This window comes from Streptomyces montanus (assembly GCF_005786655.1).
In the GTDB taxonomy this organism is placed as follows: domain Bacteria; phylum Actinomycetota; class Actinomycetes; order Streptomycetales; family Streptomycetaceae; genus Streptomyces; species Streptomyces sporangiiformans.
Genome location: NZ_VBZC01000018.1, coordinates 119836 through 144643, shown reverse-complemented (window position 1 = coordinate 144643; position 24808 = coordinate 119836). Strand labels below are relative to the sequence as shown.

Genomic DNA, 24808 nt, shown 5'->3' with positions numbered 1-24808 from the left:
CGTTTCGCCTCATACGTTGTCGTACGCCTCGTACGCGTTCTGCGTCCCCCTTGAAGACTGTCGCATTCCGCGTTCCGTTCCCGACATGTGGCACGTGTCGTGTGGCACGCGTCGCGCGGAAAAATGCCTGGCACAAGGCGTGCCCGCATGGCTAGGCTCCTGCGCTTTGGCTCGGAACGGCTGAAGGGAGCCTGTCGTGGGGACAGGGCGGTTGTACGCGGCCGTCGCGGTGGGGGGATTCCGGCGCTACGCGACCTATCGGGCGGCGACCGCGGCGGGGGTGTTCACGAACACGGTCTTCGGCCTGATCCTGGTGTACGCATACACGGCGCTGTGGGACGAGAAGCCGCATCTGGGCGGGTACGACCTGGCGCAGGCCGTCACTTACGTGTGGATCGGTCAGTCGCTGTTCAAGACGCTGGCCAACGGTGGCGGGGGCGTCGAGGGCGAGTTGATGGAGCGGATTCGCACGGGCGACGTAGCGGTCGACCTGTACCGGCCCGCCGATCTCCAGCTGTGGTGGCTGGCCGCGGACTTGGGCCGAGCGCTGTTCGAGCTGATCGGGCGCGGGGTGATTCCCTTCCTGTTCGGGGCGCTGGTCTTCGATCTGGCGCTGCCCACGGACGCGCTGACCTGGGCCGCGTTCCTGGTCGCGGTCCTGCTCGCGATGATGGTCAGTTTCGGGATCCGGTACCTGGTGGCGCTGACCGCGTTCTGGCTGCTGGACGGCACGGGCGTGACGCAGATGGCGATGATCACCGGCTGGTTCTGCTCGGGGATGGTGCTGCCGTTGAACGTGTTCCCGGGTGTGGTTGGCGAGATCGTACGGATTCTGCCGTGGTCGTCGCTGCTGCAGGCGCCCGCGGACGTGCTGTTGGGGCACGCCGACCTGCTCGGCACGTACGCCTTCCAGGCTGCGTGGGCGGTGGCGCTGCTGGCGGCCGGGCGGCTGGTGCAGTCGATGGCGACGCGGCGGGTGGTGGTGCAGGGTGGCTGAGACGAGCCGTGCGATCGAGGGGCTGCGGGCGTACCGCATGATCTCCGCGATGTGGATCCGCTCCACGATGGCGTACCGCGCCTCCTTCGCCATGACCACGTTCGGGAACTTCGCGGCGACCGCACTCGACTTCGTCGCGATCCTGCTGATGTTCTCCAGCGTCGACGCGCTCGGCGGCTACGCGCTGCCCGAAGTCGCCTTCCTGTACGGCCTGTCCGGCACCGCGTTCGGCCTCGCCGACCTGGCGGTCGGCTCGATGGAGAAGCTGGGGCGGCGGGTGCGCGACGGCACGCTGGACACGCTGCTGGTGCGCCCGGCGCCGGTGCTCGCGCAGATGGCCGCCGACCAGTTCGGTCTGCGACGGCTGGGACGGATCACCCAGGGTGCCCTGGTGCTCGGGTACGCGATTGCCACCGTCGACATCGACTGGACCCCGCTGAAGCTGCTGCTGATGCCGGTGATACTGGTCAGCGGTGCGGGGATCTTCTGCGCGGTGTTCCTGGCGGGGGCCGCCTTTCAGTTCGTGGCGCAGGACGCCTCCGAGGTGCAGAACGCGTTCACGTACGGCGGTACGACGCTGCTGAACTACCCGCCGACGGTCTTCGCGACGGAGCTGGTGCGTGGAGTGACCTTCGTGCTGCCGCTCGCCTTCATCAACTGGCTGCCCGCCACCTACGTGCTGGGGCGGCCCTATCCGCTCGACCTGCCGGAGTGGGTCGCCTTTCTGCCGCCGCTGGTGGCGGTGGCCTGCTGCGCGCTCGCGGGGATGGCGTGGCGTGTGGGTCTTCGTTCGTACCGGAGCACGGGTAGTTAGGGGAGTTGGTTCGTGGACACCGAACTGGATGCCGAGACGGACAGCGCGTCGGACAGGGAGTTCATTCGTCTCGACCGGATCGAGAAGGTCTTCGACGTACGGAAGAAGACCGGCTTCCTGCGCAGTGAGCGGCACGAGGTGCGGGCGGTCGACTCGATCTCCTTCACCGTGCCGCGCGGCGAGATGGTCGGCTACATCGGGCCGAACGGCGCGGGGAAGTCCACCACCATCAAGATGCTGACGGGCATTCTGACGCCGAGCGGCGGCCGGCTGCGAGTCGCGGGCATCGACCCCTCCCGCGAGCGCACACGCCTCGCGCGACGGATCGGGGTCGTGTTCGGGCAGCGTACGACGCTGTGGTGGGACCTTCCGCTGATCGACTCGTACCGGCTGATGCACCGCATGTACCGGATCCCGGACGCCCGTTACCGCGAGAACCTCGACCGGTGTGTCGAACTCCTCGAACTGGGCGCCCTGTTGGACGTTCCCGTCCGTCAGCTCTCGCTCGGGCAGCGGATGCGCGGGGACATCGCGGCGGCGCTGCTGCACGATCCGGAGGTGCTGTACCTCGACGAGCCGACGATCGGGCTCGATGTGATCTCGAAGGTCAAGGTGCGGGAGTTCCTGCGGGATCTGAACGCGGAGCGTTCGACGACGGTGCTGCTCACCACCCACGACCTCTCGGACATCGAGCAGTTGTGCCGCCGCGTGATGGTCATCGACCACGGGCGGCTGGTCTACGACGGCTCGCTCACCGGGCTGCACGAGATCGGTGACAGCGAGCGGACGCTGGTGGTGGACCTGGAGCGGGAACTACCGCCCATCGACGTGGACCTCGCGCGCGTGGTGAAGGTGGAGGGGCCGCGGCAGTGGCTCGCCTTCCCGGCCTCGGAGTCGGCGGCGCCGCTCGTGGCGCGGATCGCGGCCGAGTATCCGCTGGTGGACCTGTCGGTGCGGGAACCGGACATCGAGGCGGTCATCAGCCGCATGTACGCGGAGAAGGCAACCTCGTAGGCTTCATGACATGACGGATCCTGAGCCTTCCCGGGGGACGCCTCCCGGATCCCCGAGCCCGGAACTGCGGGCCTCGGACGCCGACCGTGAACGAGTCGCCGAAGTGCTGAGGGACGCCCTCGCGGAGGGGCGCCTCGACATGGAGGAGTTCGGGGAACGGCTCGACGCGACGTACAAGGCCCGTACGTACGGGGAGCTGGTGCCGATCACCCGCGATCTGCCCGTGGCCGGCGCCCCGGCTCCCGCCGTGTCGATGATCAAGCAGCCCGCCGGGACCGGCGGCGACTGGTCGGGCCGGATCGTCGGCGGGGAGCCCTCGTCCCAGTGGGGCGTCGCGATCATGTCGGGGTTCGAGCGCAAGGGGCGCTGGAGGGTGCCGAAGCGGTTCGACTCCTTCGCGTTCTGGGGCGGCGGCGTCATCGATCTGCGTGAGGCGGACTTCGTGGACCGCGAGGTCGTCATCAACTGCGTCGCGATCATGGGCGGCATGCAGGTCGTCGTACCGCCCGGCGTCGAGGTCGTCGTGCGCGGCCTCGGCGTCATGGGCGGCTTCGACCACCGCGAGGAGGGCGTGCCCGGCGAGCCCGGCGCCCCCCGCGTGATCGTGACGGGCTTCGCCTTCTGGGGCGGCGTCGGTGTGGAACGCAAGCTGACCAGGGCCGAGCGGCAGCGCCAGAAGGAGGAGCGCCGCCAGGAGAAGCTGGAGCGGAGGGCTGCCCGCCAGGAGGAGCTGGAGGCTGGACGGCGCGAGGCCCTGACCGAGGGCCGCGCCGCCCACCGGGACGCTCTGGACCAGGCGCACGACATTCACCGCGACGCCATGGGGCTGCACCGCGAACGCCGAGAGGTGCGCGACGCGCGCCGCCAAGCGCGTCGCGACGAACGCGAGGAGCGCCGCGACCGGGATTGAGCGCCGCGGGTAGTGCGGTACGACGTCAGCTGCGGGCCGTTTGTGGCTGGTCGCGCCCACGCGGCGGAGCCGCATAATGTCACAGCCCCGCGCCCCTGACGGGCGCGCCCGTCACAGCTGAGCCGGTGCCGTCCCCTTCAGTGCGCTCAGGTCGAAGGTCTCGGCCATCTGCTCGTACCCCTTGTCGCTGGGGTGGAGGTGGTCGCCCGAGTCGTACTCGGAGCGGAGACGGCGGGGGTCGTAGGGGTCGCGGAGGGCCTTGTCGAAGTCGACGTAGTCGTCGAAGACCTTGCCCGAGCGGATCTGGGCGTTGACGGCCTGGCGGGTGGCCTCGAGGTCGGGCTGGAAGCCGCGGTGGCCCTGGAAGGGCATGAGGGTCGCGCCGATGACGCGCAGGCCGCGGGCGTGGGCCTGCTGCTTCAGGGCGCGCAGCCCGGCCGTGATCATGTTGGCGTCGGTCTGGTGCGGGGTGCGCAGGATGTCGTTGACCCCGAGTACGACGACGACGGCCTTGACGTTGGTGCGGCCGAGGACGTCGCGGTCGAAGCGGGTCAGGCCGCTCGGGTTCTCGGCGGGACGGCCGATGCCGCTGGCCAGGACGCGGTTGCCGCTGATGCCCTGGTTGACCACGCTGTAGCGGGGCGCGCTGCGGTTCTCGCGCAGCCGGTCGGTGAGGACGTCCGTCCAGCGCCGGTTCTCGCCCGTGGTGGAGCTCACGCCATCGGTGAGCGAGTCGCCGATCACGACGACCGTGCCCTCGGACTCGTGGCTCAGCACGTCCACCGCCGTCAGATAGCGCCAGTACGGCGTCTGCTCGGTGTACGCGGCCCCGCTCAGGTCCTCCGTACGGTCGCCCTCCGCGGCGTAGGAGATCTGCCGCGCCTGCGGGTGGTAGGTGACGGAACCCGACGACGTGGGCGAGTACGTGGTCACCAGGATGTCCGTGTCATGCGGGATCAGCACCCGCACGGCATCGCTGACCACCTGCTGGCCGGCCGGGACGATCACCGAGGTGCTGCCGCCGAAGGTGAGGCGGCGCATGGTGTCGGTGGCAGCGGTGGCGTTGTTCGCGGAGGCGGCCACGGCGATCGACGCGTGTGTGATGTTGAGCGGCTGCTGTCCGTACAGGTTCGAGAGCGTGATGCGTGCCGCGGCGCCCCCCACGCCCGCGTGCACGACGTTGCGTACCGAGCGGCCCGCCATGCCGTTCGTCTCGGTGCCGGGCTCGGCCCCGACGGGCGACGCCGACCAGGCGCCGACCCAGACGCCGGCGGACGCGGGCGCCGCCGAGTTGTGCGGTGTGCTGCCGCTGGCCAGCGTGTTCCGGGCATCGCCGTCGTCGGACGCGACTCCGACGTATATGGCGGCGCAGATAGCCACGATCATCGCGACGATCGCGGAAAGCAGGGCATAACCGTGACGCCTGGTCATGCGGTGCATGTCTCCTCGAGCAGTGGGAGCCCGAGGCTCCGATGTGATGACCCCATGATGGGGTATGACGCGGGAGGAACCCGACAGGACCCCCTTGAACTCCCCCGACCGGACAGACGCAGGGAACTCCTGTTCCGTTCCACGAGTCAGTCAGGAAAGAAGTAGGAAAGGGACAATGGGTACGGGATATGCGGACAGGTGGAGTGGATGGAAAGCACGAAAGCGGATGAAATGGGCGAAGTGGATGTTGTAGAGCAGCATGCCCGGCCGGTCGCCGCCGGTAACCGTGCCATGGGCTACTACAGCCCCGCGGACGAGGAGAAGCGCCGCGGGGTCCGCCGCATGAAGATCACCGCCACCGGACTCCTGCTCCTGGTCGCGGTCGTCTACGTCCTCGCCAAGCTCGCCGGCAACTCCGGAGCGGGAGCCTGGGCGGGCTATGTCGCGGCGGCCGCCGAGGCGGGCATGGTCGGCGCGCTGGCCGACTGGTTCGCCGTCACTGCCCTCTTCCGCCGCCCCCTCGGCCTGCCCATCCCGCACACCGCGATCATCCCGACTAAGAAGGACCAGCTCGGCATCTCCCTGGGAGAGTTCGTCGGCGAGAACTTCCTCTCGAAGGAAGTCGTACGGCAGCGGCTGCACACCGTCGGCATCGGCAGCCGCCTCGGCACCTGGCTGGCCCATCCGGAGCACGCCGACCGGGTGACGGCGGAACTGGCCACCGCCCTCAGGGGCGCCCTCGCCGTGCTGCGCGACTCCGACGTGCAGGCCGTCGTCGGCGAGGCCATCAACCGGCGCGCCGACGCCCAGGAGATCGCGCCCGGCATCGGAAAGATGCTGGAGAAGATCGTCGCGGACGGCGGCCACAAACGGGCCGTCGACCTGATCTGCGTACGCGCCCACAACTGGCTGGTGCTCCACAACGACCAGGTGATGGACGCGGTGACGGGCGGCGCCCCCGGCTGGACCCCGCGGTACGTCGACAGGAAGGTCGGCGAGCGCGTCTACAAGGAGCTGCTGCGCTTCGTCAGCGAGATGCGCGACATGCCCGCCCACCCGGCCCGCGGCGCCCTCGACCGCTTCCTCACCGACTTCGCCTCCGACCTCCAGTCCGACACCGACACCCGCACGCGCGTGGAGAACCTCAAGCGCGACGTCCTCGGCCGCGGCGAGGTGCAGGACCTCATCGCCTCCGCCTGGTCCGCCGTACGGCAGATGATCGTGGCCGCCGCCGAAGACGAGCGCAGTGAACTGAGGCTGCGGGTACGGGCGTCGCTGCTCTCGCTCGGCGCGCGGATGTCCACAGAGCCGAAGATCCAGGCGAAGGTCGACGGCTGGGTCGAGGGCGCGGCCGTGTACGTCGTGACGACGTACCGGGACGAGATCACCTCCCTCATCACGGACACGGTCGCGGGCTGGGACCCGGAGCACACCACCAGGAAGATCGAGGCGCACATCGGCCGAGACCTGCAGTTCATCCGGATCAACGGCACGGTGGTGGGCTCCCTGGCGGGACTGGTCATCTACACGGTGTCGCGGGCGCTGGGGGCGTAACCGGCCCTCCTCCGGGGACCCGCCGTCCCCGCCCGCTTGGACCGGCTGTCGGGCGTCGTCGCCGACACCGTCCTCGCCTTCCAGGTCGGCGCCACCCTGATGTGCGCGGCGGGCCTCGTCGCGGTGGCCTTCGCGATCAGGGCCGAGCGCCGCTCGCTGGAGGGCATCGCACGCCCGCTGACGGCGGCGTCGATGGCTTCGGGGCCTTCTGAAGCTTCCCCGCGCGCTCCGGCCACTTGATCGTGAGCGCCATCAGCGCCCCCATCGCGCACAGCGCTCCCGCCGCCACCCACACGAAGTCGTACGACCCGAAGGCGTCCCGGGCCGTGCCGCCGAGGAACGCGACCAGCCCGGCGCCCAGTTGGTGGGCGGCGCTGACCCAGCCGAACACCACGGGCGCGTCGGGTCCGTAGTGCGCGCGGCACAGCGCGAGGGTCGGCGGGACCGTCGCCACGTCGAGCAGCCCGAAGACGATGACGAAGGTGACGAGGGGCGGCCCGACGGTCGCGGTGAGGAGCAGCGGGAGCGCGACGAGGGTGAGGCCGCGCAGGGCGTAGTACGTGGCGAGGAGCCGGCGCGCGTCGACGCGGTCGGTCAGCAGGCCGGAGGCGACCGTCCCGGCGACGTTGAAGATCCCGATGAGCGACAGCAGCGAGGCGGCGACGGTCACCGACATCCCGTGGTCGTGTGCGGCGGGCGCGAAGTGGGTCCACATGACGCCGTTGGTGGAGGCTCCGCAGACGGCGAACGTGCCGGTGAGGAGCCAGAAGGGCGCCGTGCGCGCGGAGTCGGCGAGGACCCGGAACGCACGCCGGACGGCACCGGGCACGGGTCCCGGCTTCGGTACGAACTTCGTCGCGCCATAAGGGAGTTGCCGCACGTCCGCCGGATGGTCCCGCATCAGCAGCCATACGAGGGGCAGGGCGGCCGCGGCCGCCACGGCCAGGGCGAGCGCGGCGGCCCGCCAGCCGTGTGCGTCGATGACCTCCGACAGCATCGGCAGGAACACGAACTGCCCCACCACGCTCGCCGCCGTCAGCAGCCCCGTCACCAGGCCGCGCCGCGCCACGAACCACCGCTCGGTGACCGTGGCCGCGAAGGCCGTCGCCGTGGCACCCGTGCCGAGCCCCACGAACACGCCCCAGTACAGGACGAACTGGGCGGACAGCGTCATCGTCGTGGCGAGCCCGGCACCCGTCGCGACCAGCGCCAGCGCCCCGGCCGCGACGCGCCGCATCCCGAACCGGTCCATCAGCGCGGCGGCGAACGGCGCCGTCGCCCCGTACAGCGCCATGCTCACGAACGTTCCGAGCCCGATCGTGCCCCGCGACCACCCGAACTCCTCGTGCAACGGCCCGACGAGCAGCCCGGCGAGGGTGGTGAAGGCGCCGGAGGTGACGATGGCGAGGGCGGCGGCGGTAGCGACGATCCAGGGGGTGCGATGGCGGTGACTGGTCATGACCTCGACCCTCCGCTTTCGGCGGCACCGCAACGAGTGGCCAGATGGCCATGATGTGCAAGAATTTGGCCATGAGCCGTGTCCGGGAGCAGGCGACGCACCGCGTGGCGATCCTCGTCCGGAACGGGGTCCTGCCGATGGAACTGGGCCTGGCCCACCAGCTGTTCGGCAACGCGACCACACGGTCGGGCAGGCCGCTCTACACGATCCTGACCTGCGCCGTCACACCCGGCATGATCCGTACGGACGCGGACTTCCCGATCTACGCGCCGCACGGACCTCAGGCCCTTGCGTCGGCCGACACGGTGATCGTCCCGTCCACGCACGAGCAGGACGAGGATCTGAAGCCCGGCGGTCTGGACGAGGGACTGGCCGCGGCGCTGGATTCCGCTCGTGACGCGCGCATCGCCTCGATCTGCACGGGCGCGTTCGTGCTCGGGGCGGCCGGGCTGCTGGACGGCCTGCGGGCGACCACGCACTGGCTGTCGACGGACCTCTTCGCGCGCGCCTTCCCCGCGGTGACCGTGGACCCCGACGTCCTGTACGTCGACGAGGGCCGGGTGCTGACCTCGGCGGGGGAGGCGGCCGGCATCGATCTGTGCCTGCACATGATCCGCCGGGACCACGGTTCGGCGGTCGCCGCGGCCGTGGCCCGCCGTACCGTCGTACCGCCGCACCGGGAGGGCGGGCAGGCGCAGTACATCCAACGCCCGGTTCCGGACGGGCAGTTGACGGGCTCGGCCACCTCGGCCTCACGCGCCTGGGCGCTGGCCAGGCTGGGAGATCCGCTGACCCTGCGCGACCTGGCCGCGCGGGACTCGATGAGTGTGCGTACCTACAGCCGCCGCTTCCGCGAGGAGACCGGCCTCACGCCCATGCGGTGGATCGCCCAGCGTCGCGTCGACCGGGCCCGTGAGCTGCTGGAACAGACCGACCACACGGTCGACCGTATCGCGGCGGAGGCGGGCTTCGGCACCGGCGCGTCCCTGCGGCAGCACTTCCAGGCGGCGCTGGGGGTGTCGCCGGGTGCGTACCGGGCGACGTTCCGCGGCTCCGCCGTACCACCCAGGGGGACCTGAGGGGATCTGAGTACGTGTATCTGAGTACGCGTACTCTGTCGGCTCCGCACGCGTCAGGGAACCCTCGAACCCATGACCGAGAAGCTGATGGGACACCTTTCGGACCGCCCCTGGACAGAGCGCTGGCTGACGCGCCTGCTGGGCGCCGCCCTGTCCGCGGCGGCCTACCTCCTCTGCCTCCCCTGGGACCTGCGCAACCGTGCCGAGTCGCCGGGCTCCACGAGCGAGACGACCCCGGTGACCGGTCTCGGCGTCGCGCTCCTCGCCGTGACCCTGCTCCTCCTGGCCGCCTATTTCGGCCGCCGGGACGCCCTCGCCTGGCCGCTCCTGCTGGTGGCGGTACCTCCGGCGACGCTCATGTACGTCTCCTTCCGCACCCACCCCGAAGCGGACGCGTCCCCGTGGTCCCTGACCTGGGCGTTCTGTACGCTGCTGATCGCGGCCGGGGTGATGATCGCGACGTCGGTGGCACGCCGGTTCCGCCAGGACACGGGCGACTCGATGGACGGCTTGATCTACGCCCATCACTAGGCCCGTTCGCGTCACGACCTTCCCTTCGGCACGGGAAGAAACTCGCCAAATGACCGGAAATAGAAGCCCTCTGACGGAGCGGGATGCCCATGACGGGGATCCCGCTCCGTATATGACCGGAGTCACAGGATTCACTTTCCGTAAGGAAACGCGCGGGGAGGAGATGCGACAGAACCGCACATCTCTGACTACCGCTCAGTACTCCTCGCTACGGATCATGGAAAGCGCTTTACAGTCCACCTCTCCCTGATTGATGTGGACCTTTCCCTTTGTGTGGGAACTGTGCGTAAGTTGTGACGGCTTCGCTGACGGGAACTCAAATGTCCTGTGCGAAGTGGGGGTTGAGCTCGGGTCGACCGAGCTGCCCCCTCATCCGTATGTGCAGTACTGGGAGGGGATCCGTATGTCCATCACCAAGAGATCGGCCGCTTGTGCCGTCGCCGCGGTCGCGATGTCGGCCTTCGGTCTGGCCGCCCCGCAGGCGTCGGCGGTCGACGGGCCGACGGCGAAGGTCACGTTGGCCGCCAAGGCCTCGGCGAAGACCAAGAGCATCGTGGAGAGCAATCCGCAGGCGGCGGCCGCCGCGGCCACCGTGTGCGGCGCCGGGTACACGAAGATCATCGTCGCCGAGCGTCTTCCCGACGCGCGTCGCTACGCCACCGTGTACGTGTACACGAACGGGACCACGACCGGACCGAACTACTACGACAAGCCGACCTGCGGTGTTCTGCACAACGAGACGGGCTCGGCGCAGTCCATGGGCATCCGGCTCAGCGACAACTACACCGCCACGGCGGACGACGAGGACTTCGGCACCTTCTCGACCTACGCGGGCCCCGTCCGTCAGAACAAGGGCTACTGCGGCGAGGTCTACTCGTACATGAAGATGTCGGGCAGGGTCGTCGTGGACCGCGTCATCACCGTCGGTGCCTGCAACTAGATCTGCCGCCTGATGACGAACCATCGCCGCACAAGGCGGCCTCTGCGCGTGCGGGTCCTGTCGGTCGTACTGCCCTTGTGCCTCGGCACTGTTCTCGCCTGGGCCTTCGTCTGGTACGAGGGGGACGACGGGAACAGGGGGAACGAGGGGACTCGTGCGCGGTCCACGGCGGGGCCGAGGCCTTCAGCCAGTGCGGCGGCGGTCACGGCGACGCCCGCGAAGCGAGCGACGCCCGCATCACCCGGGGGGACCGCGGTGCCGGAGTCGGCGTCGCGCTCCGGCCGAGCGAGAAGCACCTCCGGGAAGCCGGATTCCAGTAAGTCGCCGGAGAGTCCGGCCGCGCACGCGGCGGCTGATCCGGTGGCCGCCGGCAAGCCCGGCTCGCTCGGAGCCGTCGCTCGCGACGTACGGCTGAAAGCGACGCCGCAGCAGTCGGGCGTCTGGGTCGCCGCGGCCATCACCAACCACGGAGACGGCCCGGCGGACTACGAGGTGACGGTCCGTGTGACCGGACCCGGGGGATTCTCGGCCGAAGGGAAGTTCCGGGCCGACCGGCTCGCGCCCGAGGCGCAAGGGGGCGGCGGCCTGCTCTTCGCCGACCGCGGTGGTGCTCCGGTACCAACCGAGGCCACGGCGACGGTCGTTGACATCACACGGCGGCCGACCGCGCGATAGCCCGGCACCGGCCTGCCCACCCCCCATCTCTCCAACTCCCGCCCCGACAAGGCGCTTTGCCTCGATGCCTGGCCCCGATGCTCTGTGCGTCGATGCCCTGTGCCTTGAGGTTCTGTGTCTTGAGGCTCTGTGTCTGCCGGGGCGGGTCGACTCGTGCCGCGAAACAGGTACGACGGACACTCTCCAGTCAGAAGGACAGACGTTGAGGTTACGAAGACGAACACAGGCGTCGCTGGCCGTGTTGGCGGCCGGCGGGATGCTGACAGGGCTGGTTCAGGGCACCGCCTGGGCCGACGCCCCCGCGCTGGGCAGCGAGGCCGCAGCGGCGTCCGCGGCGTCGGCGGGGTCGGCGGCGTCGGCGGCGTCGGCGGGGTCGGCGGGGTCGGCGAAGTCGGAGAAGCCCACGCCGGACTCGGTCCCGGCGGGCGAGCGCACCGACGTCCTCGGTGAGGACTACAAGAAGTCGACCGACATCGCCTGGACCACCACCGGCGACGCCCAGGGCTTCCATCTGCTGACCGCGACGGAGAAGAGCGGTTATGCGTGGAAGACCCTGGCCTCCCTGGCCGAGCCCGGGTTCGACGCGGACCAGTGGATCGGCAACGCGTGCGTGACGGGCTCCGGCAAGCGCGCCGTCGTCGTGTACGCACCGCGCACGTTCACCAACAACCCGAACCTGATGGCGCGCGGCGGGTTCACGGCCGTGGTCGATCTGACCACCGGCGCGGTGACGAAGCTGAAGGTCAACGCGTCGCTGTCGTACTACAACCCCGGCTGCGGCACCGGTGAGGAGGCCGTGCTGACGCAGTCTCCGGGGGAGGACAAGAAGCAGACCCGCCTGATCCGTCTGGACGCCGCCACGGGCGAGCTGAGCGCCCCGGTGACGGTGGACGGCCAGATCACCTCGTCCGTCCCGGCCGGCGGAGGGAAGATCGCCGCGGCCGCTGGTCGCACCCTCGTCGAGATCGACGGAAAGGGCGCCAAGAAGAAGCTCGCGACGACAGACACCGTGCCCTACCGCGTCAGCAAGGACAGCGACGGAGGGTACGTCTTCCTGGAGCGCGTGCAGCGTGACAGTCTCCGGCAGCGGGAGACCGCGCTGGTGCGCCGCGTGTCGGACAAGAAGGTGTCGCGGCTGGGCTCGGGACCGCTCGGCGCCACCGGCCTGACGCGGCGTGGCGGGCACGTCTACCTGACCGGTGAGGTCAAGGCCGCGAAGAGCCTGCCGAAGGCGGTCACGCGGCTGGCCGGGACCCGCAAGGACGCCACGCTCTCCACCAAGGGCGCCACCGTCGTCCAGCACACCCGCTGGGCGGACGGCAAGGGCTCGCCGAAGTACCTGCACCCCGACAAGGCCACCGACGCGCGCGTCGTCGACATCACCGCGACGGTCCGCGCCAGCGGCGAGCGGGCCGACTTCACCGTGACCCCGCTCAAGGCCAAGTCCCCGCAGTGGGAGACCTCCCGCACCCCGTCCCCCCTGCTGGGCAAGCCCAAGAGCGCGAGCAAGTCCGGTACGGGCGGGATGCGGACGAACTCCGCCGGGACGCGCCCCCTGGCCGCGCCCGCGGACGCGGACGACGTGGCCGGCACCCGCACCGAGATCGTCGAGTCGGAGCGCACCTGTTCCGTGCCGCGCAACGATCCGCGCAACCAGGCGATGCAGCCCAAGCCGCGCCAGGTCGAGTGGGCCGTCGACAAGGCGATCACCGGGAAGCTGAACCTCGGTGCCTCACGCCCGGCGAACTGGAAGTACCTGGGTATGCCCGCCTACGCGCCGCAGACCCTCTTCACCAACCCGGCGCTCGAAGGCGGCGGCCGCGTTCCCGCGCAGGTGATGCTCGGCATCACCGCGCAGGAGTCGAACATGTGGCAGGCCAACCGCTCCGCGGTGCCCGGCGTGACCGGCAGCCCGCTGATCGGGAACTACTACGGCATCGACTACTACGACGGCAACACCGACAACGACTGGGACGTCGACTGGTCGGACGCCGACTGCGGCTACGGCATCACCCAGGTCACCGACCACATGCGGCTGGCCGGACGTGAGCACGGCAAGGGCGGCACCGCCTGGGACTATCAGAAGCAGCGCGCCGTCGCCCTGGACTACGCGGCCAACGTCGCGGCCGGCCTGCAGATCCTGGTCGACAAGTGGAACACGACCAAGAAGGCCGGGCTCGCCGTCCACGACGGCAACCCCAACCGTCTGGAGAACTGGTTCTTCGCGCTGTGGGCCTACAACAGCGGCTTCTACGAGAACGTCAACGGCAACGGCCCCTGGGGCGTCGGCTGGGCCAACAACCCCGCCAACCCCGAGTGGGACGCGGGCCGTACGCCGTTCATGGAGGACCGCCTCGGCAATGAGGACGCCTCCGCCGCCGCCCGCCCGCAGAACTGGCCCTACCCCGAGAAGGTCCTCGGCTTCGCCGCGCACCCGCCGGCGTTCCTGGAGTCACCCGGCACGATGGTGCCCGCGTTCCGCGCCGCCTGGTGGAACGGCACCGAGGGGGACGCCACCATCAAGGGCTCCGCGAAGTACAACCGCGCCCGCGTGAAGCCGCCGGAGGACCTCTTCTGCGGCCCGTACAACTGGTGCGAGCCCTCGAAGATCGGCGACGGCGCGAGCAACGAGGCCGGACAAGGCCCCTGTACCCACGCCGACTTCAAGTGCTGGTTCAACCAGTCGGTCCAGTGGAAGACGGACTGCGCCTACGAGTGCGGCAACGAGTTCTTCCGCTTCACCTCGCCCGACTACGACGCCGAGCAGGCGGACGGCACGGCCTACCCGCCCACCTGTCTGCGCACCGGACTGCCCGACAAGGCGATGATCATCGACGATGTGCCCCAGGGCACCCCGTCGATCCGGCCGAGCTGCGCCAACGCCGCCTGGCTCAACGAGGGCAGTTTCAGCATCGACTTCGGTGAGGGCGAGGCGGGCCTGGCCCACGACGGCCAGACCATCTCCAAGGTGTGGCCCTCCAAGGTCGACCTGCACCAGCTCGGCGCCGGCTTCGGCGGCCACTTCTACTTCGGCCACACCCGCGCGGACGACGCCAAGGGGCAGCGGCTGAAGATGACCGGGTCGTGGACGCTGGGCAAGGCCGTCAACGGACCGGCGAAGATCTGGGTCCACCTGCCCGACCACGGGGCGCAGGCCAAGTACGCCGCGTACCAGGTCCACACGTCCAAGGGCGTCAAGACCCGGGTGGTGAACCAGAACGGCAGCAAGAACCGGTGGGTGTCCATCGGCGGGTTCATGTTCGACGGCAAGCCCAAGGTGTCGCTGTCGACCATCACCCCGGACGGAACCGGCGACAAGGACATCGCCTACGACGCGATCGCGGTCGAGCCGATCAACGGCAAGTTCGTCGAGCGGAGCCTGACTGCCGCGGCGATCTTCGACCCGAACCAGAACCTCAACTCCGACATGCCGGAGGAGCTGAACACACCGCTGCGCACCATGAAGACGCTGTACGACTGGGGCATGGGCCTGGCGTACAAGGGTCCGTTCTGGCAGAACCCCAACAACGCCGACGTCATGGGCATCACAGGCGCTGCCCGCTGTCCCACCGTGACACCGGTGGGTGAGTGCAGTGGCCAGAACACCTACGACGCAGCCAAGAAGTGGTACGAGGACATCAAGGCCGGCGGTCAGACGCCACGGTCGGACGGCTCGGCGCCCGCCATGTCGATCCCGGTCTGGATGGCCATGTCCAACCAGCGGCCGGACTCGTCGCAGCCCGCGAGCGTCGCACTGAAGGGGGACAACAGCTACAAGATCAAGAGTGAGGTCGACGTGAGCTTCATCGTCGACAACTCCACCGGGAAGATCGTCTCCGGAAGCGAGTCGGCGGGCTACCGGGTCCGCGTCGGCAACGCCCACCTGCCGCACTTCGTGACCAACATCATGAAGGCGATCGAGTCGGACTACGGGATCACGGCGCCGAACATCGACTACACCACGTACGACGCTCTCGAGTTCGGCCGCGATCAGCGCGTGCACCCGTACACGGACGGTGACACCCCGGGCCAGGCGTACTTCCCGCACCTGCGGGGCGCGCGCGTGAACTCGGACAGCACGTGCGTGGACTTCCGTGCCGTCGGCGGCGGAGTCCACGGCTACCGGCCGATGGTCGCGAACAAGCACGTCAACAACAATGTCAAGGCGTGGGTGGACAAGGTGAAGGGGAATACGGAGACCAACATCGGTGTCCGGAACTTCGCCGGGGAGGTCTACTCGATGTTCTTCAAGAACGACGGCAGCAACAACGCCTTCGGCAGCATGATCGGCAACGCTCCGCCGATCTGGCAGGACATCGCGGCCGCGTTCTGTGCGGACGGCAGCGTCAAGCCGACGCACAAGAGCGACAACCGTGACGCGGTCCCGGCCAACGGCATCGTCTACCAGAGCTACATGCCGGACCTGTACCTCTACATCGACGACAAGATGACCGACAACCTCGGCCGTCCGTCGAACAGCAGGATCAAGCTGGGAGACTGGAAGAACTTCTCCAACCTCCCAGTCGGCAACGGCCACGCGTACGGAACGTGCAGTGCCACCGAGCGGGGCAGCGGCGGCAACCCCTGGGGGATCAACGCGCCCGTTCCGGTCATCGGTGACGGCCCGGGTGAACGTCCGGGCGATGTCGCGCACTGCGACGACCCGACCGCTCGTTTCGCCGAGAACATCACGCCGTAAGACCGCACCACACCGGGGCCGCCGCACGGCGGCCCCGGTACCGCACGGAAAGGAATCCACCATGGGGTCTGGCGCGAGCGTCATCGTCGGATTGCCGCTGTTTCTCTATCTCGGTCTGGTGACGCTGCTGTGCGTCAAAGTCGGTGACAAGACGTCATGGAAGGTGGGCTGGCTGATGGCCGCCGGCACCGTGTTCCTGCCCCTCGCCTTGTTCGTCGCCTTCGTGACTCCCTGAGCCACCTTGTAGGCGTACGGGGGCCCTGGCTCAGGAACCTCACAGGGTTCTCGTGGATGCTCCACAGCGAGCGCCCTTAGTGTCACTCGCAATCCAGCGGGCGACACAGAGAGAACAAGGGTGAGCAGCCATGAGCGAGGAAATCCACGACCACGACAGGGGTCTCTCCTTCGACCTGCCCACCCTGCGTCGCCGCAAGATGATCCGGCTGCTGGCCGGCGCGTCCTTGGTGCCCCTGGTGGGTTGCTCGGGCGAGGACTCGGACACCGCGTCGTCTTCCTCGTCCAGTTCCTCATCCTCGTCGTCCTCGGGAACCTCCGACGCGAGCTGCGAAACCATCCCGGGCGAGACGGCCGGCCCGTACCCCGGTGACGGCTCCAACGGCGTGAACGTCCTCAAGGAATCCGGCGTCGTCCGCAAGGACATCACCTCCAGCTTCGGCTCCGCGAGCGGGAAGGCGGAAGGCGTTGCGCTGACCGTCACCCTCACCGTCGTCGACGCCGCCTCGGGCTGCGGCACCCCGAAGGAGGGCGCGTCGGTCTACCTCTGGCACTGCGACCGGGACGGCAACTACTCCCTCTACTCCGAGGGCGTCACCGAGGAGAACTACCTGCGAGGCGTCCAGGAGACCGACGCCAAGGGCCAGGTCACGTTCACCAGCATCTTCCCGGCCTGTTACAGCGGACGATGGCCCCACATCCACTTCGAGGTCTACGGCAGCCTCGAGGACGCCACCAACGCCACGTCCAACACGTCCACTTCGCAACTCGCCCTCCCGGAGAAGGTCTGCGACATCGTGTACGCGACGGACGGCTACGAGAGCAGTGTCCAGAACCTGAGTCAGCTGTCCCTGGACACCGACAACATCTTCAGCGACGGCTACGACCAGCAGATGGCCACGGTGGAAGGCAGCGTCGAGAAGGGGTACACGGCCACTCTCACGGTGCCGGTGTAACGAGCCCCTGTCGTCGGGTCAGGCGCCCGTGGTGGAACCCGGGCGGACGATCATGAGGATCGTGACGGTGGCCCAGAGCAGGTTGAAGATGCCTGTGGACATGGCCAGTTGAGCGGTAAGGCGCCGGCCGGTCTCGGCTTGAACGGTGAGGCGCTTGCCGGCCTCGGCGCCCTCACCCGCCTCCGCCCCTTCGAGCAGCGCGGTCTGCCGGGGCAGGACCAGGGCGACGAGGACGACGGCCGCGAGTGCGGTCAGCGCGATGGAGACGATCAGCCAAGCGTCGCCGAGCACGCCCATGTTGCCGGCCGTGGCGAAGCCGAAGACGGGGACGACGACGCCGACGGTGGCGTAGACCCGGCAGATCCGGTGCAGCAGACGTACGGTCTCCACCGCTCGCGGGTCGTGCGGCTCGGCGAGGGCACGGCGCGCGCTGGGCGGGAACATGCTGGCGGCCACGGTGACGGGCCCGATGGCGATGATCGCGGCGATGACGTGAACGGCGAGAAGGAACTTGGTCACGAAGGGACGGTAGGCGGCGACGGGACCGCGCCAGAAGTGGCGGTATTGCCAGAGGTCAACGGATTCTCGCCAGGGTCTCGCCATAGCTTCTCGCCATAGCTTTTCGCCACACGGCGGTCGTGGATCACCTGGCTTTGAACCAGCCGCGGCCGACCACCGCCCGTTGGCCAGAATCCGTTCCCTGCCTACTCTTTCGCCATGCACACCGTGGCCGTACTCGCCCTGGACCAGGTCATCCCCTTCGACCTCTCCGCACCGATCGACACGTTCTCGCGCGCCCGGCTGCCGGACGGCCGGGACGCCTACCGGGTGCGGGTCTGCGCGGCGGAGGAGGAGGTGGGCGCGATCTCGTTCAGGCTGCGGGCGCCGTACGGTCTGGAGGCCCTGGCCGACGCCGACACGATCATCCTGCCCGGCGTGGCCGAGCCCAGCGTCCCGCTGCCGCCCGGTGTGGCGGAGGCGTTGCGCGCGGCCGCCGCGAACGGCACCCGTATCGCCTCCGTCTGCGTCGGCGCGTTCATCTTCGCCGCGACCGGCCTCCTGGACGGGCTGCGGGCGACCACCCACTGGATCGCCGCCCCGTATCTGGCGGACATGTATCCGGCCGTGACGGTCGACCCCAACGTCCTCTACGTGGACAACGGCCAGTTCCTCACCTCGGCGGGCTCCGCCGCCGCGCTCGACATGTGTCTGCACATGATCCGCAAGGACTACGGCTCAGCCGTCGCCGCGGACGCGGCCCGCCTCTCGGTCATGCCCCTGGAACGGGAGGGCGGGCAGGCCCAGTTCATCATCCACGCGCAGCCTCCGGCCCCGGCCGGCGCCACGATGGAACCCCTGCTGCGCTGGCTGGAGGAGAACGCCGAGCACGAGCTGACCCTGGACGACATCGCCGCCCAGGCCGGCACCAGCGCCCGCACCCTCAACCGCCGCTTCCGCGAACAGACCGGCACCACGCCCCTGCAATGGCTCCACCGGGCACGGGTCCGCCGTGCCCAGCACCTCCTGGAGACCACCGCGCACCCGGTCGAACGGATAGCCGCGCAGGCGGGCTTCGGCTCCCCGACGGCGTTCCGGGACCGCTTCAAGCGGGTGGTGGGTACGAGCCCACAGGCGTACCGGAGGGCTTTTCAGGGCGCGACCGCGGACTGACCGAGGGGGCGAGTGGGTGAGTGGCTGAGTCTGTGAGTGGGTGAGTGGGTGAGTGGTTCGGCGGGTGAGTGGTTGGGCGAGTGAGTGGCTCAGTGGCTCAGCCCCGCCGGTCGGCGACCGCCCAGGAGGCCAGCGCGACGGCCCCGGCGGCCCCGAACACCGCGGGCCAGGCCCCAACCTTCTTGGCCAGCGGATGAGACCCGGCGAAGGCGGCGACGTACCCAGCGGTCAGTGCCCCCGCGGCCTTCCCGCCCGCCTGCTGCCGCCACTGCCGCGCAGCCGCGGCCCCGGCGACGGCGAGCACGGCCCCGCCGAGCTGCCGCTTCCTGGTCCAGCGAGCGACCCCGTACCCACCGATGAGCCCACTCGCCGCCACCGCCGCGGCCGGTACCTTCGCCATCACTGCCTCGCTTCCCGGAGCTGCGTACGTCTCGGGCGTACGTACGAACCGAGGCTAACGAATCGGGAGGCCACGCCCTGGGGTGAGTCGAGGGTTGTCAACTTTCCTCCCTCGCGCTATATAAGAAGTCGTAGGGCATCGCACACAGTGCCGCACGAAGGGAGTGACCCGTGATGCTCATGCGTACCGACCCCTTCCGCGAGCTCGACCGACTCGCACAGCAGGTCTTCGACTCCGCCCGTCCCGCGGCGATGCAGATGGACGCCTACCGGGCCGGGGACGACCTCATCGTCCACTTCGACCTCCCCGGCATCGACCCCGAGTCGATCGACCTGGACGTGGAACAGAGCGTGCTGAACGTTCGCGCCGAGCGCCGTTCCCCCGCTCCCGAGGGCGCGGACGTGATCGTCGCCGAGCGTCCCACGGGCACGTTCACCCGCCAGCTGTTCCTCGGCGACACCCTCGACACGGAGCGCATCGACGCTGCGTACGACGCGGGAGTCCTGACGCTGCGCATCCCCGTGGCCGAACGCGCGAAGCCACGCCGGATCCAGATCAGCGGCGGCGCCCGCAAGCAGCTCGCCAGTTGACGTTCCCCTCGTGTGCCGTACCGCCCCGCGGCCCCGTCCGCGGGGCGGGGCGGGCGCACGCCCACCCAAACTCACACCCATGCCCATGCCCATGCCCATGTCCATGTCCATGTCCTGGCCCAACTCGGAGGAGGAGCACGCCGGATGAGCGCGACGAGCACGGCGAACGCAACGAACATGACCAGGCCGAGCGCCCGGAGCACGACGAGCTGGGGCGGCTTCGTCGACGCCGTACGGGAATCCGGCCAGTACACCACGGCGGCGGAGGCGGAACGTATCGCCCGCATCGTGCTGTCCGCCCTCGGCGCCCACGTCGTCGGCGACGAACGCGTCGACCTGGCGCGCCGAATACCCGAGGAGGCGGCGCGAGTCATCGCATCCCGGATACCGGCCACCCGGCAGCTGACCGCCGCCGAGTTCGTGGACGACGTGGCCGCCCGCATCGAAGGGGCCACTCCGATCACGGCCCGCTGGGACGTCAGCTCAGTCCTGAGCGTCCTGGCCTCCACCGTGGGCGACGAACTCGTGGTCCGCGTCCTGCGGCAACTCCCGCCCGGTTACGCCCTGCTGTTCGGCCGAGCCGAACTCGCACCCATGACGTGAACGGGGGGGGGCGGCCCGGCCGTGGCCCTCCCTCCCTCCTTCCCTCCCTCCCCGCCGGGCGGAAAAAACGAGTTGTCGGCGGTGAAAAGGGGCGCGCAGACTCGTCCTGGCGGGAAGGAGGAACCATGACGATGGCGAAGTCACCGCAGGACGCCCCGCTCCAGGCGCTGATACACGCGCTGGGCAGCGAGCCCCGGCGCCCCGCAGCCTTCCGCGACCTGCTCCGCCGCGGCCCGTCCGCCGTGCCCGCCATCCGGGAGGGCCTGCGGCACACCCACCCCCGCGTGCGCGAGCAGTGCTGCGCGCTGCTGGACCACCTCCTCGTGGAGGAGGCCCTGGACGACCTGATCGCCGTGCTCGACGACCCCGATGCCGCAGTCCGGGTGGCGGCCCTGCACGCGCTGTCCTGCGAACGATGCAAGACCGACGCCTGCAGCCCGGACCGCGCGGTGGTCCTGCCGCGGGCCATCCGGATGCTGCACCACGACCCGGACGCCCACGTCCGTGCGAGGGCCGCCGAACTCGTCGGCCTCTGGGTGCACACCCGCCCCGAAGCGGCTGATGCCCTCACCCGCGCCCACGACGCCGACCCGTCCCCAGCCGTCCGCAAGAAGGCCGGCTGGTACGCACCCGGCGGCCCCATCCACCGCCGAACGGCCCCTCAACCGACGCGCAGGTCATGACAGTTACTCAGCCGCCCACCCCGGCCGACCACACCCACGCCGACTACACCCCCACCGGCCACACCCACACCCACCACACCCCCACCGGCCACGTCACCACCCCCGACGGCACCCGACTGGCATACCGCGACCACCACCCACCGCCCCCGACGCACGCCCCTCGCCCCCCACTACTCCTCCTGCACGGCCTCGCCGGCCACATGGGGGAGTGGGACGACCTGACGGAGCGGCTCCTGGCGGACGGCCACAGAGTGGTGACGTACGACGCCCGAGGTCACGGCGCGAGCACGCGCCGCCCACCGGACATGACGAGAGCGTCCTCGGTGACCGACGTGACAGCGGTGATCGAGCAGCTGGCCCTGGCCCCCGTGACGATCGTCGGCCAATCCCTGGGCGGCCACACGGCCCTGCTCACCGCGGCCGCCCACCCCCACCTGATCCAGGGCCTGATCCTCGTCGAAGCGGGACCGTCCGGACCGAGCCCCCACCTCCCCACGGAGATCGGAGACTGGCTGGACGGCTGGCCGCTGCCCTTCAAGTCCCTGGCCGACGCGGAGGAGTTCCTCGGCCACGAGGCCTGGGCGCGCGGCCTGGAGCAACGCCCCGACGGCTGGTACGCCCGCGTGGACCGCGACATGATGGTGGCCGCGGTGGCGGAACTCGCCGAACGGGCGTACTGGGACGAGTGGGAGCAGGTCCGCTGCCCGACCCTCGTCCTACGCGGCGCGAAGGGCTCCATGCGGGCGTCGGAGATGACAGAGATGGAAACCCGACACCGAACCCGAGACCAAACCGGAGACCAATCCGGCTGCCCGACATCCTCGACGACAACCGAGACGATTCAGGGGGCGGGCCATGACGTACACCTGGACCAGCCGGAGCGACTACACGAAGCGATACGGGAGTTCCTGAACCGGCACAGGAGTTCTTGAACCGGCGCTTGTGGACGGTCGGAGGGAGATCAGACCCGACCCAACGGCCGATGCGGCTCGTCCGGGAGCTTCACGTCGATCACGTCCCCGGGGCGCACGACACCGCCCTCCTTCACGACGCTCATGATTCCGGCCTTGCGCACGAGGGCCCCGGCTTCGTCACGGCCGACGACCTGCTTCAACAGCCCGTCCTGGAAGTTGTCGATCTGCAGGCAGGGGTTACGCAGGCCGGTCACCTCCACCACCGCGCCGTCACCGATACGAAGCAGGGTTCCGACTGGCAGCCCGAGCAGGTCGATGTCGCGGGTCGTGATGTTCTCCCCGAGTTCGCCGGGCGCCACCTGGAACCCCTCTCCACCCACTTCGGCGAAGAGCTCCTCGTGGATCAGGTGGACCTGGCGCAGGTTCGGCTGAGTGGGGTCCTGGGCCATGCGCGAACGGTGCTTGACCGTCACACCGGCGTGGACGTCCCCCTCCACACCGAGCCCGGCGAGCAAGGTGATGCTGTCCCGGTTCGGCTTGCTGAACGAGTAATCACCGTTGCTGCTGACTGCCGTCACGACCCCGGTCATGATGTGGTCCCCCTCTTCAGTGGCGCGATCCTCCAGGAGCGTCTCTGATCAGTTTAGTGATCCCATGTCAGACATAGTGTTTGGTGTGGGACTTGCCCATCGTGGAGGGGTGGCGTGGGCGTGGAGATGGAATCCTGCGCCCAGTGCTGCTCCTCGTGGCCGGTGTCGGCCGGTGGTGGGTGTGCTGATCGTGGTCACGCCCTGGTGCCGGTGGGCCGCGCGGGGCAGCATCCTCCGGCCCGGTGGTGCCTGTCCCTCCGGACGCTTGCCCGCCGGGCCCGAGGGGCCGGTGGGGGAGGGTGCCCTGCGTCGCCTGGGCGCGGGGCGTGTGGAACGGCGCCGGGTGGGTCCGGTCTTGGACCGGTCGACCCGGCTGGTTTCGGCGGTCGGGGCGATGACCGCTTGGGTTTCGAGCTTGTCCACCACCGTGCGGATCACCATCTGCCGGGTAGCGCGGTCGGTGACAGTCTTGTCCTGATGCGCAAGGCCGCGGGCGGCGATGCGCCGCCACGCGCCGTGGTCGCGGTCACCCTGCCAGCCGCATCCGGCACGGTCAGGGCAGATGGCCCATTTCCAGCCAGTCACGGTTGGGCGGTCGGGGGCTTTGCGGTGCCGCAGCGGGGTGAGGCACTGGGGGCAGTGCCTGGAGGTGTTGCGGGGCGGCACGGTCACCACAGCGATCCCGGCTTCGGAGGCGAGGTGACGGATGCGGTCGGCGATCTGGCCGCGCACCGTCTGGGACATGCGGGTGTTGTGGGTGCGGCCCATGCCCTTGGCCTCCATCGACCGCAGGTCTTCCAGGTAGATCACCGTAGCGTGGGCGGCGATGGCCTGGTCGACGGCCCAGCGGGCGGCGGCCCAGGCGAGGGTGTTGTTGAGGTTCGACCGGCGGTCGGACACGAAGCGGATCTCGTCCCGCAGCACCCGGCGTTTGCCGGACAGCTCGTGCTGCTTGTCACCCGCGATGAGCCGCTCGATGTGGTCGGCCTTGGTGTGCAGGTGCTCTGAGAGGCGCCGGAGCCGGTGCTGCTTCGAGAGGATCCCGGCAGCCCGGAACTGTGCGCCGTACCCGAGCGCGGTGATGTGCCCGTCGTCGTGGAGCCGGACGGCGCCCGCGGACAGCAGGGTGTTCAGGCCCCAGTCCACGCCGAGGGCGACCGAGTGGCCGGTGCGGGGCGTCTTCGGGACGGCGTGGGTGTAGGCCAGGTCGGCGCGTGCCTTCCCGCCCGCGAGGCGGAGGGTGGGAAGGTGCAGTATCGCGCCGGGCGGGACCGTGGGCGACAGCGTGATGGGGCACGCGACCCAGGTCCAGTCGCGGGAGGAGCGTGGGTCGGGCCGGGTGGGCAGCTGCAAGCGCAGCAGCGCGCGTTGCGGCTCGTCCTCGCCGCGTTCGATGGTGGCCTGCTGCCCGTCACACGCCGACAGCAGCAGCATCCGCGCTGCCCGGGGCGGAGCCTCCAGCTCGAACACATCGGCCGGCAGACGGCCGTTGTTGGTGACGAATGCGGTGATCTGCCGGGTGCGGGAGCGGATCACGCTCGACGGCAGATACCGGCCGCCGGAGACCGCCTCCCGGATCTGGTCCCACTCCTTGGGGGTGCGCTTGCCCGGATCGCACGGCCACGTCTCAAGGACTGCAGACGTCAGCCCGGCCCGCCAGCAGGCCGAGCGCAGAGCGCGCCCGGCCTGCTCCTGAGCCATGCGCACGATCCGGTCGTTGACCTTCACGCCCCCGGCCGGGGCGGCCGTCCAGCCCAGTCGGCGCAGCGCCATCCACGCGTTCGACGGCAGGTTTCGCCCGCCCGCGTCCTGACCCGAGGTGAGTACGTCCACATCGGCAGCATTCCAGTGCTCGGCCAGTAGTTCGGCGGCCATGCCGGACACCAAATCAGCGGCCCAGCCAACCCGCTGTGCCAACACAGCGGCCGACAGCACCTCACCCGTCTTCTCCACCACGCCCGTACGCAGCAGTCCACGGGCACAGGCGGTCCGGGCCGTTTCGCCCTCGCCCAGCGGCAGCTTCCGGCTCACCGGTCCCCCTTACCCCACCCGTGGTGCTGTCAT

The 24808-nt window shown here is 69.8% G+C and carries 23 protein-coding genes; 17 read left to right on the top strand and 6 right to left on the bottom strand.

Annotation, left to right across the window (positions count from 1 at the left end; all coding sequences use genetic code 11):
- Nucleotides 1–196 precede the first annotated feature (196 nt).
- Genes FE633_RS18580 through FE633_RS18565 form a run of 4 tightly spaced genes read left to right on the top strand, consistent with a single transcriptional unit; the run spans nt 197 to nt 3735 of the window.
- Nucleotides 197–997, top strand: a complete 801-nt coding sequence (locus FE633_RS18580) for an ABC transporter permease (RefSeq protein WP_138046279.1) — start codon at nt 197–199, stop codon at nt 995–997.
- Nucleotides 998–1034: 37 nt separating this feature from the next.
- Nucleotides 1035–1811, top strand: coding sequence for an ABC transporter permease (locus FE633_RS18575; protein ID WP_138046304.1), 777 nt, complete (start codon nt 1035–1037; stop codon nt 1809–1811).
- Nucleotides 1812–1823: 12 nt separating this feature from the next.
- Entirely contained in the window at nt 1824–2825 is a 1002-nt protein-coding gene (locus tag FE633_RS18570) for an ABC transporter ATP-binding protein (RefSeq protein WP_246113693.1), read from the top strand.
- Nucleotides 2826–2835: 10 nt separating this feature from the next.
- Nucleotides 2836–3735, top strand: a complete 900-nt coding sequence (locus FE633_RS18565; protein WP_138046278.1) for a DUF1707 SHOCT-like domain-containing protein — start codon at nt 2836–2838, stop codon at nt 3733–3735.
- Between the two features lie 111 nt (nt 3736–3846).
- Here the strand turns inward: FE633_RS18565 and FE633_RS18560 are convergent, their stop codons facing one another.
- Entirely contained in the window at nt 3847–5166 is a 1320-nt protein-coding gene (locus FE633_RS18560; protein WP_138046277.1) for an SGNH/GDSL hydrolase family protein, read from the bottom strand.
- A 207-nt stretch (nt 5167–5373) separates the two neighbouring features.
- On the opposite strand from FE633_RS18560, the gene FE633_RS18555 reads away from it, so the two are divergent.
- Nucleotides 5374–6720: a DUF445 domain-containing protein gene (locus tag FE633_RS18555; protein WP_171060015.1), complete on the top strand. Its 1347-nt coding sequence runs from the start codon at nt 5374–5376 to the stop codon at nt 6718–6720.
- A gap of 136 nt (nt 6721–6856) precedes the next feature.
- On the opposite strand, the gene FE633_RS18545 is transcribed toward FE633_RS18555, so the two are convergent.
- Nucleotides 6857–8179: an MFS transporter gene (locus FE633_RS18545; protein ID WP_138046275.1), complete on the bottom strand. Its 1323-nt coding sequence runs from the start codon at nt 8177–8179 to the stop codon at nt 6857–6859.
- A gap of 71 nt (nt 8180–8250) precedes the next feature.
- On the opposite strand from FE633_RS18545, the gene FE633_RS18540 reads away from it, so the two are divergent.
- From FE633_RS18540 to FE633_RS18510, 7 genes are all read left to right on the top strand, one after another.
- Complete coding sequence (locus FE633_RS18540) at nt 8251–9258, top strand: GlxA family transcriptional regulator (RefSeq protein WP_246113692.1); 1008 nt, start codon at nt 8251–8253, stop codon at nt 9256–9258.
- Between the two features lie 72 nt (nt 9259–9330).
- On the top strand, nt 9331–9789 hold the full coding sequence (locus tag FE633_RS18535) for a hypothetical protein (protein WP_138046273.1): 459 nt from the start codon (nt 9331–9333) through the stop codon (nt 9787–9789).
- A 403-nt stretch (nt 9790–10192) separates the two neighbouring features.
- Nucleotides 10193–10729, top strand: coding sequence for a hypothetical protein (locus tag FE633_RS18530; RefSeq protein WP_246113691.1), 537 nt, complete (start codon nt 10193–10195; stop codon nt 10727–10729).
- A gap of 360 nt (nt 10730–11089) precedes the next feature.
- A complete protein-coding gene (locus FE633_RS18525; protein ID WP_138046272.1) occupies nt 11090–11404 on the top strand; it encodes a hypothetical protein in 315 nt (104 codons plus the stop codon).
- Between the two features lie 202 nt (nt 11405–11606).
- Nucleotides 11607–16103, top strand: coding sequence for a golvesin C-terminal-like domain-containing protein (locus tag FE633_RS18515; RefSeq protein WP_171060014.1), 4497 nt, complete (start codon nt 11607–11609; stop codon nt 16101–16103).
- Between the two features lie 61 nt (nt 16104–16164).
- Nucleotides 16165–16338, top strand: a complete 174-nt coding sequence (locus FE633_RS47315) for a hypothetical protein (RefSeq protein ID WP_171060013.1) — start codon at nt 16165–16167, stop codon at nt 16336–16338.
- Nucleotides 16339–16468: 130 nt separating this feature from the next.
- Nucleotides 16469–17293: an intradiol ring-cleavage dioxygenase gene (locus tag FE633_RS18510; protein WP_138046269.1), complete on the top strand. Its 825-nt coding sequence runs from the start codon at nt 16469–16471 to the stop codon at nt 17291–17293.
- An 18-nt stretch (nt 17294–17311) separates the two neighbouring features.
- Here the strand turns inward: FE633_RS18510 and FE633_RS18505 are convergent, their stop codons facing one another.
- Nucleotides 17312–17812: a DUF2269 family protein gene (locus FE633_RS18505; protein WP_138046268.1), complete on the bottom strand. Its 501-nt coding sequence runs from the start codon at nt 17810–17812 to the stop codon at nt 17312–17314.
- A gap of 198 nt (nt 17813–18010) precedes the next feature.
- Between FE633_RS18505 and FE633_RS18500 the strand changes: the two genes are divergently transcribed.
- Complete coding sequence (locus FE633_RS18500) at nt 18011–18964, top strand: GlxA family transcriptional regulator (protein ID WP_138046267.1); 954 nt, start codon at nt 18011–18013, stop codon at nt 18962–18964.
- A gap of 97 nt (nt 18965–19061) precedes the next feature.
- Here FE633_RS18500 and FE633_RS18495 read toward each other — a convergent pair whose 3' ends face one another.
- The gene (locus tag FE633_RS18495) at nt 19062–19364 is read right to left on the bottom strand and encodes a hypothetical protein (protein WP_138046266.1); all 303 of its coding nucleotides are present in this window, start codon (nt 19362–19364) and stop codon (nt 19062–19064) included.
- 173 nt (nt 19365–19537) lie between these two features.
- Between FE633_RS18495 and FE633_RS18490 the strand changes: the two genes are divergently transcribed.
- The 4 genes from FE633_RS18490 to FE633_RS18475 all read left to right on the top strand — a co-directional run bounded on the left by FE633_RS18490 (nt 19538) and on the right by FE633_RS18475 (nt 22172).
- Nucleotides 19538–19954 (top strand): Hsp20/alpha crystallin family protein, encoded by a 417-nt coding sequence (locus tag FE633_RS18490; RefSeq protein WP_138046301.1) that lies wholly within the window; start codon nt 19538–19540, stop codon nt 19952–19954.
- A gap of 177 nt (nt 19955–20131) precedes the next feature.
- Nucleotides 20132–20557: a DUF2267 domain-containing protein gene (locus tag FE633_RS18485; protein ID WP_246113697.1), complete on the top strand. Its 426-nt coding sequence runs from the start codon at nt 20132–20134 to the stop codon at nt 20555–20557.
- Nucleotides 20558–20682: 125 nt separating this feature from the next.
- On the top strand, nt 20683–21240 hold the full coding sequence (locus FE633_RS18480) for a HEAT repeat domain-containing protein (protein WP_246113690.1): 558 nt from the start codon (nt 20683–20685) through the stop codon (nt 21238–21240).
- Nucleotides 21237–22172: an alpha/beta fold hydrolase gene (locus FE633_RS18475; RefSeq protein WP_138046264.1), complete on the top strand. Its 936-nt coding sequence runs from the start codon at nt 21237–21239 to the stop codon at nt 22170–22172. Before FE633_RS18480 ends, FE633_RS18475 begins: the two co-directional genes overlap by 4 nt.
- 29 nt (nt 22173–22201) lie before the next feature.
- Here the strand turns inward: FE633_RS18475 and FE633_RS18470 are convergent, their stop codons facing one another.
- Nucleotides 22202–22744 carry an MOSC domain-containing protein gene (locus tag FE633_RS18470; RefSeq protein ID WP_138046263.1) on the bottom strand — a complete coding sequence of 181 codons (543 nt, stop codon included), beginning with the start codon at nt 22742–22744 and terminating at the stop codon, nt 22202–22204.
- 48 nt (nt 22745–22792) lie between these two features.
- Nucleotides 22793–24775 (bottom strand): zinc ribbon domain-containing protein, encoded by a 1983-nt coding sequence (locus tag FE633_RS18465; RefSeq protein WP_138046262.1) that lies wholly within the window; start codon nt 24773–24775, stop codon nt 22793–22795.
- Nucleotides 24776–24808 lie beyond the last annotated feature (33 nt).

Excerpts from the sequence above, each read along its gene's own strand:
- FE633_RS18575 (WP_138046304.1), top strand. The coding sequence starts at position 1,035 with ATGATCTCCGCGATGTGGATCCGCTCCACGATGGCGTACCGCGCCTCC.
- FE633_RS18565 (WP_138046278.1), top strand. The coding sequence starts at position 2,836 with ATGACGGATCCTGAGCCTTCCCGGGGGACGCCTCCCGGATCCCCGAGC.
- FE633_RS18560 (WP_138046277.1), bottom strand. The coding sequence starts at position 5,166 with ATGACCAGGCGTCACGGTTATGCCCTGCTTTCCGCGATCGTCGCGATG.
- FE633_RS18555 (WP_171060015.1), top strand. The coding sequence starts at position 5,374 with ATGGAAAGCACGAAAGCGGATGAAATGGGCGAAGTGGATGTTGTAGAG.
- FE633_RS18545 (WP_138046275.1), bottom strand. The coding sequence starts at position 8,179 with ATGACCAGTCACCGCCATCGCACCCCCTGGATCGTCGCTACCGCCGCC.
- FE633_RS18540 (WP_246113692.1), top strand. The coding sequence starts at position 8,251 with ATGAGCCGTGTCCGGGAGCAGGCGACGCACCGCGTGGCGATCCTCGTC.
- FE633_RS18535 (WP_138046273.1), top strand. The coding sequence starts at position 9,331 with ATGACCGAGAAGCTGATGGGACACCTTTCGGACCGCCCCTGGACAGAG.
- FE633_RS18530 (WP_246113691.1), top strand. The coding sequence starts at position 10,193 with ATGTCCATCACCAAGAGATCGGCCGCTTGTGCCGTCGCCGCGGTCGCG.
- FE633_RS47315 (WP_171060013.1), top strand. The coding sequence starts at position 16,165 with ATGGGGTCTGGCGCGAGCGTCATCGTCGGATTGCCGCTGTTTCTCTAT.
- FE633_RS18510 (WP_138046269.1), top strand. The coding sequence starts at position 16,469 with ATGAGCGAGGAAATCCACGACCACGACAGGGGTCTCTCCTTCGACCTG.
- FE633_RS18500 (WP_138046267.1), top strand. The coding sequence starts at position 18,011 with ATGCACACCGTGGCCGTACTCGCCCTGGACCAGGTCATCCCCTTCGAC.
- FE633_RS18495 (WP_138046266.1), bottom strand. The coding sequence starts at position 19,364 with ATGGCGAAGGTACCGGCCGCGGCGGTGGCGGCGAGTGGGCTCATCGGT.
- FE633_RS18490 (WP_138046301.1), top strand. The coding sequence starts at position 19,538 with ATGCTCATGCGTACCGACCCCTTCCGCGAGCTCGACCGACTCGCACAG.
- FE633_RS18485 (WP_246113697.1), top strand. The coding sequence starts at position 20,132 with ATGACCAGGCCGAGCGCCCGGAGCACGACGAGCTGGGGCGGCTTCGTC.
- FE633_RS18480 (WP_246113690.1), top strand. The coding sequence starts at position 20,683 with ATGACGATGGCGAAGTCACCGCAGGACGCCCCGCTCCAGGCGCTGATA.
- FE633_RS18475 (WP_138046264.1), top strand. The coding sequence starts at position 21,237 with ATGACAGTTACTCAGCCGCCCACCCCGGCCGACCACACCCACGCCGAC.
- FE633_RS18470 (WP_138046263.1), bottom strand. The coding sequence starts at position 22,744 with ATGACCGGGGTCGTGACGGCAGTCAGCAGCAACGGTGATTACTCGTTC.